We start from the raw sequence: 16053 nt of genomic DNA on the forward strand, positions 1-16053 counted from the left end.
TTCCACGATGCTGGCACAGCGCTGTGACGGGGCTCACTTAAAATAAGGGCTTTTTGCTGAACTTCAAGCCATGTACAGCAGAAGTTACTCGTTGATTTAATGGGTAAAGCGCCCGCAAAGCAATGGGTCGGGTGCATCCGGTGCTTTCTGCTACCATGGCGGCTCTGTTACTTCAGGTGTCTGATCATGGCATTTCGCCCTCTTACGGCCAGAGCACCCGCCGTTCTGCTTCGCGAAGCCAAACCGCTGAAAGCCATCTTTGGCCATGCTCAACGCCTGGGTCATTTACAACGTCTGCTGGAAAGCCAATTGCAGCCCGCCGCCCGCGAGCATTGCCATGTAGCGTCGTGGCGCGAAGGTAGTTTGTTGCTGATTGTCACCGACGGTCATTGGGCTACCCGTCTGCGTTACCAGCAAAAGCGTCTGCAACGGCAGTTACAAATGTTTGATGAATTTGCCAGCCTGACGCGGATTCTATTCAAGGTGCAGCCACCCACGGTTCAGCAAGGGGCGGCGGGTCATACCATCAGCTTGTCGACCGATGCGGGCGCGACCATTCAGGCGACGGCCGATGGCATCAGCGATCCTAATTTGCGGGCGGCGCTGGAGCGGTTGGCGGCTCACGCCAAACCCAAAACCTGACAAAAATTTTGATTGGCCGCTCGCTATCGGCGTTTGCTGCCGCCAAGCAATGAGCCCATCAACCCGCGTACCAACTGTCGGCCCAGTTGATTGGCCGCCTGGCGCATCGCCGACTTCAGTGCTTGCCCGGCTGCCGTGCCGAGGAACTCCCCGGCCTTGTCGGTGAAGCTCGGCTCTTCTGGCGCAGATTTACCCGGCGCGGCGTCAGGCTCAGGCGCGAGACCTTTGCGCCCCATCAGCACTTCATAAGCCGACTCACGATCGATCGGTTTTTCATAACGCCCCTTGAATGGCGATCCGGCGATCAACACCGTGCGCTCAGTCTCGCTCAACGGCCCGATCCGCGATTGCGGCGGCGCGACCAAAACCCGCTGGACCATCCCCGGCGTGCCCTTGTCCTGCAACGTACCGACCAGCGCCTCGCCGATCCCAAGCTCGGTTAATACCGACAGGGCATCAAACGCTGGGTTCGGCCGGAAGCCCTCGGCCACCGCGCGCAGGGATTTCTGCTCCTTGGCGGTAAACGCGCGCAATCCATGCTGGATGCGCAGGCCCAGTTGAGCCAGTACGTCATCCGGCAAGTCGCCCGGCGACTGGGTGACGAAATACACGCCCACACCTTTGGAGCGAATCAGCCGCACCACCTGCTCCAGACGATCCTGCAATGCCTTCGGCGTACCGGCGAACAACAAATGCGCTTCGTCAAAAAACAGCGCCAACAGCGGTTTGTCGGAATCACCGCGCTCCGGCAGTTGCTCGAACAGTTCGGCCAGTAGCCACAGCAGGAACGTCGCGTAGACCTTCGGCGCTTCGTGGACCAGACGACTGGCATCGAGCAAGTGAATGCGCCCGCGACCATCAGCGGCCGGCTGCAGAATGTCTTCGAGTTGCAGTGCCGGTTCGCCGAACAGCGCTTCTGCGCCCTGCTGTTCCAGGGTTGCCAGGCGCCGCAATAATGCCTGGCTGGAACCGGTGGTCATCAGCGCCGCGTCGTCGCCGAGCAATTCAGGGTTGTCACGCAGGTGATTGAGCAGCGCCTTCAAATCCTTCAGATCCAGCAGCAACAGACCTTCGCGGTCCGCAACTTTGAAGGCGGCATATAAAGCCGACTGTTGACTGTCGGTCAGCTCCAACAGGCTACCCAGGAGCAACGGCCCCATTTCGCTCAAGGTTGTGCGCAATGGATGACCGGACTGACCGTGAATGTCCCACAGGGTCACCGGATAAGCCTGAGGTTTGTGGTTCAGCCAGGGCATCCCGGCGATCCGCTCGGCGATTTTGCCTTGAGGGTCGCCCGCGGCGCCCAGACCGCACAGGTCACCCTTGATATCGGCGGCGAACACTGCCACGCCGGCATCGCTGAAGGCCTCGGCCAGCCGCTGCAACGTGACGGTTTTACCCGTCCCGGTCGCGCCCGCGACCAAGCCGTGACGGTTGGCCAGGCGCATGGCCTGGGCGATGGCCTGGCCTGCGAGGTCGGCGCCGATAACGAGTTGCGATGAGTCAGGCATTTTGTCACCCATGGTTAATCTTTGATCGTTCACGGCCGATATTAAAGACTGAATAGCGTCGGTAATTCCCTAAGGAGAGGACGGAAATATCAGCTTGCATTCAACACTGCCCGTTTTGCGTGCCTTTATAAAAGCACGCCCTGGACATTAAGACCTTAGCGGAACCCCAAGCCATGAACAAAAATCTGCGCTTCAGCCATAAAATCCTGCTTGCCGCCGCCCTCATCGTCATTGCCGCCTTTGCTTCGTTTACGCTGTACAACGACTATCTGCAGCGCAACGCCATTCGCCAAGACCTGGACAACTACCTCAACGAGATGGGCGATGTTACCGCCAATAACATCCAGACCTGGCTGGCCGGGCGCATCCTGCTGATCGATAACCTCGCCCAGAACATCGCCCTCAACCAGGAACAATCCATCGTCGCCAGCCTGCTTGATCAGAAAGCCCTGACGTCGACCTTCATGGCGTCCTACCTGGGCGATGCCACCGGCAGCTTCACGATTCGCCCCGACGCCAAAATGCCCGCTGGCTTCGATCCGCGAGTGCGCCCTTGGTACAAAGGCGCCGAAAGCAGCAGCACCGCCACCCTGACGGAACCCTACATCGATGCGGCCACTGGCCAGACCATCATCTCCATCGCCAGCGCCTCGAAAAAGGCCGGACAAAGCGTCGGCGTAGTCGGCGGCGATCTGAGCCTGCAAACCCTGATCGACACCCTCAGCGCCCGTGATTTCGACGGCATGGGCTACGCCTTTCTGGTCAGCGCTGACGGTAAGATCCTGGTTCACCCGGACAAAGCGCTGGTGATGAAGTCCCTGAGCGAGGCGTACCCGAAAAACACCCCGCGTATCAGCAGCGACTTCAGTGAAGTGGACGTCGACGGCAAGACCCGTATCGTCACGTTCACCCCGATCAAAGGCCTGCCATCCGTCAACTGGTACATCGGACTGTCAGTCGATAAAGACAAAGCCTTCTCGATGCTCAGCGAATTCCGCGCCTCGGCGGTCGTTGCGACGGTGATTGCCGTGGCGATCATCATCGCCCTGCTGGGCATGCTGATCCGCATCCTGATCCAGCCGCTGCACGTCATGACCCGTGCCATGGCCGACATCGCCGACGGTGAAGGCGACCTGACCAAACGCCTGGCCATTGTGAACAACGATGAATTCGGCGTCCTCGGTACCGCGTTCAACCGTTTCGTGGAACGTATTCACGGTTCGATCCGTGAAGTGTCCTCGGCCACCGGGCAAGTCAACGAAGTGGCCTTGCGGGTGGTCGCGGCTTCTAACTCGTCGATGTTCAACTCCGACCAGCAAGCCTCGCGCACCAGCAGCGTGGCCGCGGCGATCAATCAGCTCGGGGCCGCGGCCCAGGAAATCGCCCGCAACGCCGCGCAAGCGTCGAGTCAGGCCAGCGACGCCCGCAGCCTGGCCGAAGACGGTCAACAAGTGGTGGATCGCAGCATCGTCGCGATGAATCAGCTGTCGAGCATGCTCAGCGCTTCAAGCACCAATATCGAATCGCTAAACAGCAAAACCGTGAATATCGGGCAGATTCTCGAAGTGATCACCAGCATCTCCCAGCAAACCAACCTGCTGGCGCTCAACGCGGCCATCGAAGCAGCACGGGCGGGTGAAGCCGGTCGCGGTTTTGCGGTGGTAGCCGACGAGGTTCGCAACCTGGCGCACCGCACTCAGGAATCGGCGCAACAAGTGCAAACCATGATCGAGGAACTGCAAGTCGGCGCCCGGGAATCCGTCAGCACCATGAGCGACAGCCAGCGCCACAGTCAGGACAGCGTGGAAATCGCCAACCTGGCAGGCGAGCGCCTGAACAGTGTGACCTTGCGCATCGGCGAAATCGACGGCATGAACCAGTCGGTGGCGACCGCGACCGAGGAACAGCATGCTGTGGTTGAGTCGATCAATGTGGACATCACCGAGATCAACACGCTGAACCAGGAAGGGGTGGAAAACCTGCAATCGACGTTGCGTGCTTGTGCGGATCTTGAGCAGCAGGCGGCGCGGTTGAAACAGTTGGTAGGCAGTTTCCGTATCTAGCGTCTGAACTGGCCTCTTCGCGAGCAAGCCCGCTCCCACATTGGATTTGTGTTCTACACATTACCCGTGTGGGGGCGGGCTTGTTCGCGAAGGCGACCTTTCAAACACCGCAAAACCCGCTGACACCCCCGCCACAAAACTCCAACCGAACATCTATCCTTCATATAGGTCAACCAAGGGAGAACAACGGCCCGGAGGGATGTTCATCGTGCATATCGCTGACATAACCATGTTCTACGCCCCTGCCAGCGGTGGCGTGCGCACTTATCTGGATGCAAAGCACCGTCGCCTGAGCATCAAGCCAGGCATCCGCCACAGTCTTCTGATCCCGGGATCACACCTGAGTGAACAGGATGGCGTTTATACGGTTCCGGCCCCCGCCCTGCCCTTCGGCAAAGGCTATCGATTCCCCCTCCGTCTCGCGCCCTGGCGCAATGTTCTGCAGGATTTGCAACCCGACCTGATTGAAGTCGGCGATCCTTACCTCACCGCATGGGCAGCTCTGGACGCCCGACGGCAACTCGATGTGCCGGTGATCGGCTTTTATCACTCGGACTTGCCAATGCTGGTCAGCAATCGCATGGGCAATTGGGTGACCACGAATGTCGAAGCCTATGTCAGCAGGCTCTATGGCAACTTTGACCGGGTTCTGGCGCCGAGCCAGGTCATGGCCGACAAACTGATCGGCCTGGGGGTGAAGAACGTTTTCGTCCAACCGCTGGGCGTCGACCTGCAAACCTTCCATCCCGATGCACGGGACCCGGGCCTGCGGGCCGAATTGGGCATCGATGAAAACACCCACCTGCTGATCTTCGCCGGGCGCGGTTCCAAGGAAAAGAACCTGCCGGTCCTGCTCGACTGCATGAAACACCTGGGTCGTCGCTATCACCTGCTGTTGGTGGGTTCGTCGATGCCGGCCGTGGTGCCGGACAACGTCACGGTAGTCGATGAGTTCTGCCCGGCGGCGCAGGTCGCGCGGTTGATGGCCAGTGCCGACGCGCTGCTGCATGCCGGTGACCAGGAAACCTTCGGGCTGGTGATTCTCGAAGCCATGGCCAGTGGCATTCCGGTGGTGGCCGTGGCGGCCGGGGCTTTTCAGGAAATCGTGACCAACCAATGCGGCCTGCTCTGCGCGCCGAACGATCCCTTGGCAATGGCCAACGCCGTGCGCGAGCTGTTCAGTTCGGGCAGCGCCGTTTTGGGCCAGCAGGCCCGAAGCCATGTGGAGCAGCATTACGCCTGGGACACGGTGGTCAACAGCTTGTTGGGGCACTATCACGCCGTGCTCGGCAGCCAATGGCCGCTGGCCGTCAATGGTTGAGCCTATGAACGCCCCCGGCCTGCTTCTGGTGCTGCACGACGTCGCGCCGCAAACTTGGGGCGATTACCAACCCTTTGTGGAAGCCGTCGACGCCATGGGCAACGTTCCGATGACCTGGCTGGTGGTGCCCGACTTCCATAAACACAATGACCTGCAAGCCCACCCCGGATTTCGATGTTTGCTGAGCAGCCGTGTCACTCGAGGGGACGAACTGGCACTGCATGGCTATTTTCATTGCGATGAAGAAACGCCTCCCGGCAATCCCCGAGACTGGTTCATGCGCCGGATCTACACCCACGAAGGCGAGTTTTACAGCCTGTCTCGGGACGCGGCCCTCGCCCGCCTTCGCGCCGGGATTGAAATGTTCCACCGTTACAACTGGCCGCTAGAGGGCTTCGTCGCCCCCGCCTGGTTGATGAGCGAAGGCACTCGCCAGGCCCTGCGCCAGCTACCTGTGAGCTATACCAGTGGCCCACAGCATTTATATCGTCTGCCAGACTTCACCGCGATCGATGCCCCGGGCCTGGTCTGGAGTGCGCGCAGCGCCTGGCGCCGGGGGTTGTCGAAGCTCGTCAGCGACCAGCTCGAACAACACTGGCGACACGCACCGGTGATTCGTCTCGGTCTGCACCCGGTTGACATGCGCCATGAATTCTCGCGCACTTACTGGCTCAATACCCTGAAACGCTTGCTTGAGGAGGGCCGCATTCCCATGACCAAATCCCATTGGCTGACGCTGCAAAACGACCGTGTCGGTCGCGCCGCATGAGTCGGGGGATTCTGCTGCTCGTCGCACTGCTCGCTGCGGTGCTCATTCCGTCGCTGTTGGGCGGTAGCGAAACCTGGTATCGCCTGCAAAGTTTTCCGCTGAACTGGTTGCTGATCATGTTCGGCATGATCCTGCTGTGCTGGGTGCTGAACACGCTGCGCTTGCGCCTGCTGTTGGGTGATCAGTGCGACAAGGTGAGTCGGCTCAAAAGCCTCGGGGTGGTAATGGCCGCTGAATTCGCCTACTGCGCCACTCCCGGCGGCAGCGGCGGACCACTGACCATCATGGCGCTGCTGGCGCGCAACGGCGTGCGTCCGGCAAGGGGCAGCGCCGTATTTGCCATGGATCAACTGAGCGATCTGCTGTTTTTTCTCTGCGCACTGAGCGGGATTCTGATCTATGCCCTGTTCCAGCATCTCAGCGAGCGCTTGGAGTGGTTGCTGACGATCAGTGCCATTTCAATGTTCGGTGGATTGCTCAGTTGCGTGGTGGTGGCCCGTTACCACCGTTTGCTGATTCGCCTGAGCGGTCGATTGCTCGCCCGGCTGAATGTCAAAGTGACCACGCGCCTACGCTGGGCGCGAAAACTCCTGCACTTCCTGGCGGCGTTTACGGACACGCTGAAGTTGCCCTTCCAGACGTTGATCACGGTGTTTGCCTTGACCTGCCTGCATTGGCTTTTGCGTTATAGCGTGTTGTATCTGGCACTGCGGGGGCTCGGCGCGGACTTGCAGTGGGCCTGGAGTTTTCTGATTCAGATGCTTTCGCTGAGTGCGGGGCAGTTCAGCCTGTTGCCGGGCGGTGCCGGAGCGGCGGAATTGACCTCGGCGGCGTTGTTGGCGCCCATGGTGGGGAAATCGACTGCAGCGGCGGCGATTCTGATTTGGCGGGCGGTGACTTATTACTTCTATTTGGTAGTCGGTGGGCCGGTGTTTTTGTTGATGCTTGGGCGGCCGTTGTTGAAGAAGTTGATGAAGTTCAAGCAGGCTTAGGGGTTAGGGCGCCTGGTCTTGCTAGGGCTGAGGTTTTTTATCGTGTACATATCCATTCCTTCGGTAACGGCGGCTGGCGGTTTCGCTTTACAGCGAGTCACTTTCGAAAAGCGCGAAAGTAACCAAAGCGCTTTTACCCCGCCATTCGGTGCCTCGCCCAGGCTCGGCATGCCGTAACGAAGGCATTGCTCCGGGGGCCCGCCGCCATCGGCCATCCATGGCCGGGGGCGGCTACCGCGGCATCCCTGCCGCGGTGCCCCCTGCGCAACGCCTGCGTTCGGCCTCTGGGAAAGGGGCGGCAGATCTGAAGCCGAAGCAAAGCAAAGCAACGGCAACGGCAAGATCGACAGCTTCGCGAGCAAGCCCGCTCCCACAGGGGAACGCGTGCGCTTGAAAGATCAGGCCGGCCGGTAGGCCGCCTCGCTTTTGCGGTGCACGCCCCCTCGAGAGGCAGAGTGGAGGTTCTGCGCAGTGGGCAACCCGGCATGGATGCCGGGTTAGCCGCCCCCGGCCATGGATGGCCGATGGCGGCGGGCCCACGGAGCAGGACCGGAGCGAGGGCACCCTGAGCCTAGGCGAAGGGCCGAACGAAAGGGGCAAAAGCCCTTGGTTACTTGGGGCTCTTCCAAGTGACTCGCTGTAAAAGCGAAACCGCCAGCAGCCGCTACCGCAGCAACGGATATGTACACGATCAAAGGATATGTACACGATCAAAAAAAACCGCCATCACCGAAGCAACGGATATGTACACAATCAAAGAGTCGCGGAACCAGAACCCGGGAAAATATCGCCAGACTTCACGTCTTCTTCACCGGTAACCCACCCCCCGCAAGTACAAGGTCAGGCTCGGGATGCAACGCATCCCACAACTCCTGCGCCCCAGGAAACTCCGTACCATCTTCAGTGCTCAAGTCATCCGGATCAAAGCGACTCAAACACCCCTCGCCTAACGTGGCAGGTGCCCTGGAAGTCGCTTTGTCGAGTGGATCGGCCATGGTCATGTCCTCAATGCAGAAACGGCGAAGGGCCTGAAGCGATTGAACGCCCAGGCCCTTCGAATTTCAACCGTGCTGTATCTCCGTCAGAACACAACAGTCTTGTTGCCATGCACCAACACCCGATCTTCCAGGTGATAACGCAGACCACGGGCCAGTACCATCTTCTCGACGTCGCGGCCGAAGCGTACCATGTCTTCGATGCTGTCACTGTGGCTGACGCGCACAACGTCCTGCTCGATGATCGGGCCGGCGTCCAGCTCTTCGGTCACGTAGTGGCAAGTAGCGCCGATCAACTTCACGCCACGCAAGGATGCCTGGTGATAGGGCTTGGCACCGACAAACGACGGCAGGAAGCTGTGGTGAATGTTGATGACCTTGTGGGCATATTCGCTGCACAACTCGGGCGGCAGGATTTGCATGTAACGAGCAAGTACCACCACTTCGGCATCGTGCTGTTTGACCAGGCGCGAGACTTCGGCAAAGGCAGGTTGTTTGTCCTGCGGATTGACCGGTACGTGGTAGAACGGAATGCCGTGCCACTCGACCATGCTGCGCAAGTCGTCATGGTTGGAAATCACGCAAGAAATTTCGCAGTCCAGTTCATCGCTGTGCCAGCGATGCAGCAAATCTGCCAGGCAATGGGACTCACGACTGGCCATCAGCACCACGCGCTTCTTCTGCTCGGTATCGGTGATGCGCCAGTCCATCGAGAACTCTTCGGCAATCGGTGCAAACGCTTCGCGGAATGCTTCTATACCGAAAGGCAGCGAATCGGCACGAATTTCGTGACGCATGAAGAACCAGCCACTGAGGTTGTCCGAGTGATGGCTCGCTTCAGTGATCCAGCCGTTATGTGACGCCAGAAAGTTACTGACTTTAGCAACGATGCCGACGCGGTCCGGGCAAGCAATCACCAGCCGAAAAGTGCGCATGAGGGGGAAACTCCAGAACTTCGCAAAGGCCGTCATTCTAGCGATTGCGCAGCAAAACTGCAGTATTGATGACAGCCTGCCTTGCACGAAGGTCGACAGCACAGGTTCTGGTGGCGTTCATTGCCCGCGCGATGGTGCTCTTTCAGCCAATCTTCAAGAGCTCAATTGTGATTATCTGTGATCATTGCATGACACTATTTAACTGCACCTGCAATTTGCGCCCTATTCACCGCAACTAAATTAAATAAAACACCGGTTAATGTTTACTTGATGAAACAGCCTGACTATTATTGCCGCACTGTCACCTGCCATCCAGCGCCCAACATAAGGTAGTCCTCATGTCCTTGATCAACGAATATCGTGCCACCGAAGAAGCTATCAAAGAGCTGCAAGCTCGTTTGAAGAACCTGTCCCAAGACGACAAACTGCAAACCGAGCTGGAATTCGAAGGCAAACTGCGCACCCTGATGGGCGAATACTCCAAGTCCCTGCGTGACATCATCGCACTGTTGGATCCAGAGTCTAAAACCAAGGCTCCACGTGGCGGCGCAGTAAAAACTACCGGCACCAAGCGTGCTCGCAAAGTTAAACAATACAAAAACCCGCACAACGGTGAAGTCATCGAAACCAAAGGTGGCAACCACAAGACTCTGAAAGAGTGGAAAGCCAAGTGGGGCGGTGACGTGGTTGAAGGTTGGGCAACTCTGCTGGGCTAAGCCCCAGAGTTTGTCAAAGACTCATCCGCGACAAAAAATAACGCCAGCTGATGCTGGCGTTTTTTTATGCCCGGAATTCACTCCAGGTATTTTCGTTTTCAAAGATTTAAACGTTTGCGTAGTCCCTGAACATAATCGTGCCATTCATCCAGCACCTCCCGCTGAAACGATGTAGCAGCAATCGCCAATTGAGCGGCGGCATCTACAAAAGTTTCCAGCGTATTTGGTGCCCCCCACTGAGGATCTGACAAACGTTGCTGACAGAATATTCGCCAGCGCTCTTGCTCTTCGAAATTCAACGTATCGGGGAAGTTGCGTGCGCGATATCGAAACAATAATTCTGGCAAACGTTCGTCATCGAAAGGCCATTGCTCTTGTGCTAATTGCGCAGGGTCGGCCGCCCTGACTTGCTCACATAGACGTCGATCCCGGTCACCGATAAAACCATCGTATAACTGTTGCTCCGGGTCCTGGCTCGGGGAGAAAGCCTCGCTGGCATAAATCGCCTGTACTTTATCGCGCCAGACTTTCTGTGCGTCACTTAGCCGCAGCGTGCGCTCCTGATAAAGCGCCATATCCAGCCCCAGGCGTTGCTGATCTTCAGCACGGAGCACCGACAACGGCGCCACCACCGGGCATTTATTGATGTGGATAAGCTTGAGCGGCACCGGCAACTCGCCATCGGCCAGGTCATCCCGGCGGGTATACAACCGTTGGCGCAGGGTTTCGGCATCCAGATCGAGCAGGCCCTGTGGATCGAGGTGCAGGTCACACACAATCAAGGCGTTCTTGTTACGCGGGTGCCAAGCCAAGGGCAGCACTACGCCGATATAGCTGCGCGCCGCCGAAAACCGTCCGGAAACATGCACCATCGGCTGCAACAGCCGAATCTGATCCATCACCTTCTGTTTGCCACGCAACTGAAACAGCCAGTCATACAGTTTCGGCTGCTTTTCCCGAATCAGACGGGCCAGGGCAATGGTGGCGCGAACGTCAGACAGTGCTTCGTGGGCATTTCCGTGATCAATGCCATTGGCGGCGGTCAGGCGTTCGAGCTTGAGCGTCACTCGCCCCTCTTCGTCCGTCGGCCAAACGATGCCATCGGGACGCAACGCGTACGCCGCACGCACCACATCGATCAGGTCCCAGCGGCTGTTGCCGCCCTGCCACTCACGTGCGTAGGGGTCGAAAAAGTTGCGGTACAGGCTGTAACGGGTCATCTCGTCGTCGAAACGCAAGGTGTTGTAACCCGCGCCACAAGTACCCGGCGCAGCCAGTTGGGCATGCACTCGGGTCATGAAGTCGGCTTCGCTCAAGCCTTGTTCGGCCAGTTGGCGGGGCGTAATGCCGGTGATCGCGCAGGCCGCCGGATGCGGCAGGATGTCGTCACTGGGCTGGCAGTAAAGATTGACCGGCTCGTCTATTTCATTGAGATCGAAGTCAGTGCGAAGCCCCGCCATTTGCAGCGGGCGGTCGCAACGGGGGTTGATGCCAGTGGTTTCATAGTCGTACCAGAAGATGGAGGTCACGGGCGATTCCTGAACTGAAGATCGGCAAAGTCTAGGCGTTCACATCCCGCCCCGGCCAGTAATCTGTCATTCAATCACCTCTGGCCAGCCAACGTGCACTACATAGTTATGTCGTTTTCCCCCGAGAGACTGCTAGCATCGACGGACAGACATTCCCGATCAGGCCACATCATCAGGTAGCCCATGCTCGAGACCACAGCACAGCCAAGGAAAGCGACGCTGTCCCCGCCACTGGATACGCGGTATCAGGTTGAAACGCCCGAAGGCATCGACTTGCCACTGCGTCCTGCCGGGTTGATGGTTCGTGCGCTGGCGTTCTCCATTGACCTGGGGCTGCGAGGGTTGATCCTCGGCCTGCTATTTATTGTCCTGGCGTTTCTGGGACAACTCGGTGCCGGGCTCGGCTCGATTCTGCTGTTCGTGGTGAGCTGGTGGTACATGGTGCTGTTCGAGGTGCTCAACCAGGGCCGCTCGCCGGGTAAGCAGTGGATGGGCTTGCGGGTGGTGCAGGACGATGGCACGCCGATCGGCTGGTCCGCTTCGCTGCTGCGCAACCTGCTGCGTTTTGTCGACATGCTGCCGTTTGGTTATTTCCTCGGGGCCATCAGTTGCCTGCAACATCCCAACTTCAAGCGCCTCGGCGACCTGGCCGCCGGCACGCTGGTGGTTTACCGCGAAAAGCCACTCACCCGACCGCAGTTGCCCGACGCCGAGCCTCGACGCGCGGCGTTTACCCTGACATTGACCGAGCAGCGGGCCATCCTCGGCTTTGCCGAACGTCAGGGTGAACTCTCCCAGGCGCGCGTCAGCGAACTGGCGTCCATTCTCGCCCAACCGTTGCAAGTTGCCGCGCCACGGACGGTGGCCGAACTCAACGGCATCGCCCGCGGCTTGTTGGGCCCGGCATGAAGCAAAGCCTTTTCGAAAGTCGCCACAAGGCCGATTGGGCGCAATTTGCCCTCACCCTTGATCAGTTGGAACAGAACAAGTCGGCCTCACGTGTCGACAGTTTTCCAAAGGATTATCGACGTCTCTGCCAACACCTGGCGCTGGCTCAGGAACGTGGTTACAGCAGTTTTCTGATCGACTCATTACAGCAACAAGTCCTGCGCGGACATCAACAGCTTTACCGGCATCGCAGTCGACTGGGGGCAAACGTGCTGGCGTTCATCCTCGCCGGTTTTCCGCGCCTGGTGCGCGAACAGTGGCGTTACGTGCTCGCCTCCGGCCTGATCTTTTTTGGCAGCCTGATCGGCATTGCTTTGCTGGTGTACCTCTTCCCGGAACTGGTCTACAACCTGATCCCCGCCGAACAGGTCAGCGAGATGCAAAGCATGTACGACCCGGAAGCCGGTCACCTGGGGCGCTCGGCGGAACGGGCGGCCAGTGAAGACTGGGTGATGTTCGGTTACTACATCATGCACAACATCGGCATTGCCTTTCAGACCTTCGCCAGTGGTTTGCTGTTTGGCCTGGGCAGCGCGTTTTTCCTCTTCTACAACGGTTTGATCATCGGCGCGGTGGCCGGGCACCTGACGCACATTGGCTACGGGCAAACCTTCTGGTCGTTCGTGATCGGCCACGGCGCCTTCGAACTGAGCGCCATCTGCCTGGCGGGTGCGGCGGGCCTGCAACTGGGCTGGTCCTTGATCGCGCCGGGCCGGTTGACCCGTGCTGAAGCCTTGCAACGTGCGGCGCGCAAAAGTGTGCTGCTGATCTGCGGAGTCATGGTGTTTCTGTTGATTGCGGCGTTTATCGAAGCCTACTGGTCGTCGATGACCGCGCCCGCGCCCATGATCAAATACCTGGTGGGGGCGCTGCTCTGGTTGTTGGTGGCCGCATATCTGCTGTTTGCCGGACGGAACCGCCATGCGCCTGAGTGATGCCAGCGTCGTGATCCGCCCACGCACAACCTGGGAAGCCATGGACCTGGGGGTGCTGCTGAGTCAACGGCACCGACGCCTGCTGATGACCAGTTGGGCCATCGTCACCTTGCCGATTTTCGCCCTGCTCAGCTGGGGGCTCTGGGACTCGCCTTCCCTCGCCGTGTTCATCTTCTGGTGGCTGAAGCCGGCCTACGAACGGCTGCCGCTGTACATCTTGTCCAAAGCCATGTTCGGTGAAACGCCCACTTTGAAGGAAGCCTTGTGCCAATGGCCGCAACTGCTCAAACCGCAACTGCTGGCGAGCCTGACCTGGCGACGCCTGAGCCTGAGCCGCAGTTTCCTGATGCCGGTGGTGCAGCTCGAAGGCCTGGATGGTCAGGCACGGCAACAGCGGTTGCAGGTGCTGTTGCAGCGTAATGCCGGTGCTGCGCGGTGGCTGACGATCATTGGCGTACATCTGGAAACCGCGTTGTGGATCGGCCTGATGGTGCTGTTCTACATGTTCTTGCCGCAACAGGTCGAAGTCGACTGGAGCTGGCAGACCCTGTTGACCGCTGCCACACAGGACTGGCGTTGGCTGGAACACCTGACCAATGCCTTTTACGCACTGGTGTTGGTGATTTGGGAACCTATCTACGTGGCCTGCGGCTTCAGCCTGTATCTGAACCGGCGCACGGTGCTGGAGGCCTGGGACATCGAACTGGTGTTTCGCCGCATGCGCCAACGGCTGAGCACGACAGCCGTCACCCTGCTGCTCGCGGCCTGTGTGCTGATGTCGACGCCGCACAGCGTCTGGGCTGCCGAGCCGGTTGTTACGCCAGACACTCCGCGGCTGCTGGACCAGCCGCTGACCAGTCAGGCGTCGCGGGACAGTATCAAGGCGATACTCGATCAGCCGCCGTTCAAGAACACGGAAACCGTCACGCGTTATCGTTTTGGCAAGGACACGCCGACCGCCGAAACACAGCACGACGACGAAACACCTCAATGGCTCAAAGCGCTGGTAAAGCTGTTGGACAGCCAACGTTTCGGCACATTGGCCGCCCTGCTTGAAGTCATGCTGTGGGGTGCGTTGATCGCCGCCATCGGTTTAGTGATCTGGCGTTACCGTGACTGGTTGCAAGCCTTCGTCAGTCAGCGACCGGCCCTCAACAGTAAACTCGAACGACCGCCACCACAGCAGGCGTTTCGCCTGGACCTCAATCGCGAAACCCTGCCCGCCGACATTGCCGCCAGCGCCGAAAGCCTCTGGCAGTCCAACCCGCGCGAGGCGCTCGGGCTGCTCTATCGCGCCCTGCTCAGCCACCTGCTGCACGACTTCAACATTGCGCTCAAAGCCGCCGATACCGAAGGCCAGGTGCTGGAGCGCGTCGAGCAACTGCAACAACCCGCCTTGTTGGCCTTCAGCAAAATCCTGACCAGGCATTGGCAGAACATGGCCTACGGGCATCACTTGCCACCCGCGCATCTGCAACAGGAACTGTGTGACGGCTGGCGTGCCTTGTTCGGTTCGGGAGCCTCGCGTTGAACCGGCGGGGATGGCTGACGGCAGGCGCGGTCATCGCCGTGCTGGTGAGTGCGCTGAGCGTTTATCTTTACTTGAACGTGACACCCTATCCGGCAGAAATCGATCACGGCCCCTCGCCCGAAGCCCTGGCCAATCCGTATCTGGCCGCAGAGCATTTCCTGCGTAAACAGGGACTGGCCGTCAGCCATGCCAACAGCCTCGACATCCTGCCCTCCCTGGAGCCGCATCAACGCAGCCTGTTGTTGCTCGGGGACCGCTACAACATGACCCCGCGCCAGATTGATCAAGTGATGAACTGGACCCGCGCCGGCGGGCGTTTGATGTTCGTCGCCCAATCGCTGTGGGATGAAAAGACCGGCCAGAGCAATGACCTGCTGCTCGACCGGGTGCAGTTGCGCCAGTCACTGAGCAAAAACCTCAAAGACCCGCCGCCCGACATTCTCGACGACCCCTACCCCAAACTGACCAAGCTGTACCTGGAAGACGAAAACGCGCCGGCCTACGCCAGCTTCGATACCGCGTTCCATCTCGACGATCCGAAAAACCTCGCCCAGGCCTGGGCCAACAGTGGCAAAGCCACGCACATGATGCAGCTCAATCACGGGCTCGGTTCGATCATCGTGGTCACCGACGCTGATCTGTGGAAAACCCCAGCTATCGACCAATACGACAATGCCTGGCTGCTCTGGTACCTGACCGCCGATACCAACGTGACCCTACTGTTCAACACCGAGCACGACAGTCTGCTGACGCTGCTGCTTCGCTATTTCCCCCAGGCGTTGGTTGCCCTTGTCGCCCTGATCGGCCTGGGTGCCTGGCACGTTGGCGTGCGCGAGGGTCCGCTGGTGGAACCGGCCCCGAAAGCCCGTCGACAACTTCAGGAACACCTGCGCGCCAGCGCCGATTTCATGTTGCGCCGCAACGGTCAAAGCAGCCTGCTGCGCGCCTTGCAGCAAGACATTCTGCGGCGCGTGCGGCGGCGTCATCCCGGTTTCGAACAACTCGGCGTTGCCGAACAATGGCTGGTGCTTGCGCGACTGACCGGCCAACCCACACGCGCTATCAGCCAGGCCATGAGCCCGCGACCGAAGCAACGGCTTTCCAGCGTTGAATTCAGCCGTCTGGTCGCCCACCTGCAAACCTTGAGGAACGCCTTATGATCCGGC

Annotated in this window: 14 protein-coding genes and 1 pseudogene; 11 read left to right on the forward strand and 4 right to left on the reverse strand. The window is 59.3% G+C overall.

Annotated features, from left to right (window positions below):
• Positions 1 to 186: 186 nt before the first annotated feature.
• The gene (locus ACA055_RS23600) at positions 187 to 642 is read left to right on the forward strand and encodes a DUF721 domain-containing protein (protein WP_008147416.1); all 456 of its coding nucleotides are present in this window, start codon (positions 187 to 189) and stop codon (positions 640 to 642) included.
• Between the two features lie 23 nt (positions 643 to 665).
• Here ACA055_RS23600 and ACA055_RS23605 read toward each other — a convergent pair whose 3' ends face one another.
• A complete protein-coding gene (locus ACA055_RS23605) occupies positions 666 to 2153 on the reverse strand; it encodes a helicase HerA-like domain-containing protein (protein WP_497684474.1) in 1488 nt (495 codons plus the stop codon).
• A gap of 173 nt (positions 2154 to 2326) precedes the next feature.
• On the opposite strand from ACA055_RS23605, the pseudogene ACA055_RS23610 reads away from it, so the two are divergent.
• From ACA055_RS23610 to gpgF, 5 genes and pseudogenes are all read left to right on the forward strand, one after another.
• Positions 2327 to 3358 (forward strand): annotated as a pseudogene (locus tag ACA055_RS23610) (HAMP domain-containing protein); the annotation flags it as partial.
• A 93-nt stretch (positions 3359 to 3451) separates the two neighbouring features.
• A complete protein-coding gene (locus tag ACA055_RS23615; protein WP_497684475.1) occupies positions 3452 to 4216 on the forward strand; it encodes a methyl-accepting chemotaxis protein in 765 nt (254 codons plus the stop codon).
• Positions 4217 to 4415: 199 nt separating this feature from the next.
• A complete protein-coding gene (gpgS, locus tag ACA055_RS23620) occupies positions 4416 to 5537 on the forward strand; it encodes an N-acetylglucosaminyl phosphatidylglycerol synthase (RefSeq protein WP_497680820.1) in 1122 nt (373 codons plus the stop codon).
• Positions 5530 to 6306 carry an N-acetylglucosaminyl phosphatidylglycerol deacetylase gene (gene gpgD, locus ACA055_RS23625; RefSeq protein WP_497680821.1) on the forward strand — a complete coding sequence of 259 codons (777 nt, stop codon included), beginning with the start codon at positions 5530 to 5532 and terminating at the stop codon, positions 6304 to 6306. The genes gpgS and gpgD overlap by 8 nt, the downstream gene beginning before the upstream one ends.
• Complete coding sequence (gene gpgF, locus ACA055_RS23630; RefSeq protein ID WP_497680822.1) at positions 6303 to 7298, forward strand: glucosaminyl phosphatidylglycerol flippase; 996 nt, start codon at positions 6303 to 6305, stop codon at positions 7296 to 7298. Before gpgD ends, gpgF begins: the two co-directional genes overlap by 4 nt.
• 797 nt (positions 7299 to 8095) lie before the next feature.
• Here the strand turns inward: gpgF and ACA055_RS23635 are convergent.
• Positions 8096 to 8293 carry a hypothetical protein gene (locus tag ACA055_RS23635; protein WP_497680823.1) on the reverse strand — a complete coding sequence of 66 codons (198 nt, stop codon included), beginning with the start codon at positions 8291 to 8293 and terminating at the stop codon, positions 8096 to 8098.
• 86 nt (positions 8294 to 8379) lie between these two features.
• On the reverse strand, positions 8380 to 9228 hold the full coding sequence (gene purU, locus ACA055_RS23640) for a formyltetrahydrofolate deformylase (RefSeq protein WP_497680824.1): 849 nt from the start codon (positions 9226 to 9228) through the stop codon (positions 8380 to 8382).
• Positions 9229 to 9566: 338 nt separating this feature from the next.
• Here purU and mvaT point away from each other — a divergent pair, with 338 nt between their 5' ends.
• Entirely contained in the window at positions 9567 to 9944 is a 378-nt protein-coding gene (gene mvaT / locus ACA055_RS23645) for a histone-like nucleoid-structuring protein MvaT (protein WP_007933316.1), read from the forward strand.
• A 98-nt stretch (positions 9945 to 10042) separates the two neighbouring features.
• Here mvaT and sbcB read toward each other — a convergent pair whose 3' ends face one another.
• The gene (gene sbcB, locus ACA055_RS23650) at positions 10043 to 11473 is read right to left on the reverse strand and encodes an exodeoxyribonuclease I (protein WP_497680825.1); all 1431 of its coding nucleotides are present in this window, start codon (positions 11471 to 11473) and stop codon (positions 10043 to 10045) included.
• 183 nt (positions 11474 to 11656) lie between these two features.
• Between sbcB and ACA055_RS23655 the strand changes: the two genes are divergently transcribed.
• From ACA055_RS23655 to ACA055_RS23670, 4 genes are read left to right on the forward strand one after another with little or no spacing between them, the layout of a single operon-like run.
• Complete coding sequence (locus ACA055_RS23655) at positions 11657 to 12382, forward strand: RDD family protein (RefSeq protein ID WP_497680826.1); 726 nt, start codon at positions 11657 to 11659, stop codon at positions 12380 to 12382.
• Entirely contained in the window at positions 12379 to 13356 is a 978-nt protein-coding gene (locus ACA055_RS23660) for a stage II sporulation protein M (protein ID WP_497680827.1), read from the forward strand. Before ACA055_RS23655 ends, ACA055_RS23660 begins: the two co-directional genes overlap by 4 nt.
• Complete coding sequence (locus ACA055_RS23665) at positions 13343 to 14887, forward strand: DUF4129 domain-containing protein (protein WP_497680828.1); 1545 nt, start codon at positions 13343 to 13345, stop codon at positions 14885 to 14887. Before ACA055_RS23660 ends, ACA055_RS23665 begins: the two co-directional genes overlap by 14 nt.
• The gene (locus ACA055_RS23670) at positions 14884 to 16047 is read left to right on the forward strand and encodes a DUF4350 domain-containing protein (protein ID WP_497680829.1); all 1164 of its coding nucleotides are present in this window, start codon (positions 14884 to 14886) and stop codon (positions 16045 to 16047) included. Before ACA055_RS23665 ends, ACA055_RS23670 begins: the two co-directional genes overlap by 4 nt.
• Positions 16048 to 16053 lie beyond the last annotated feature (6 nt).

The sequence above is a fragment of the Pseudomonas sp. LBUM1657 genome (assembly GCF_059716075.1).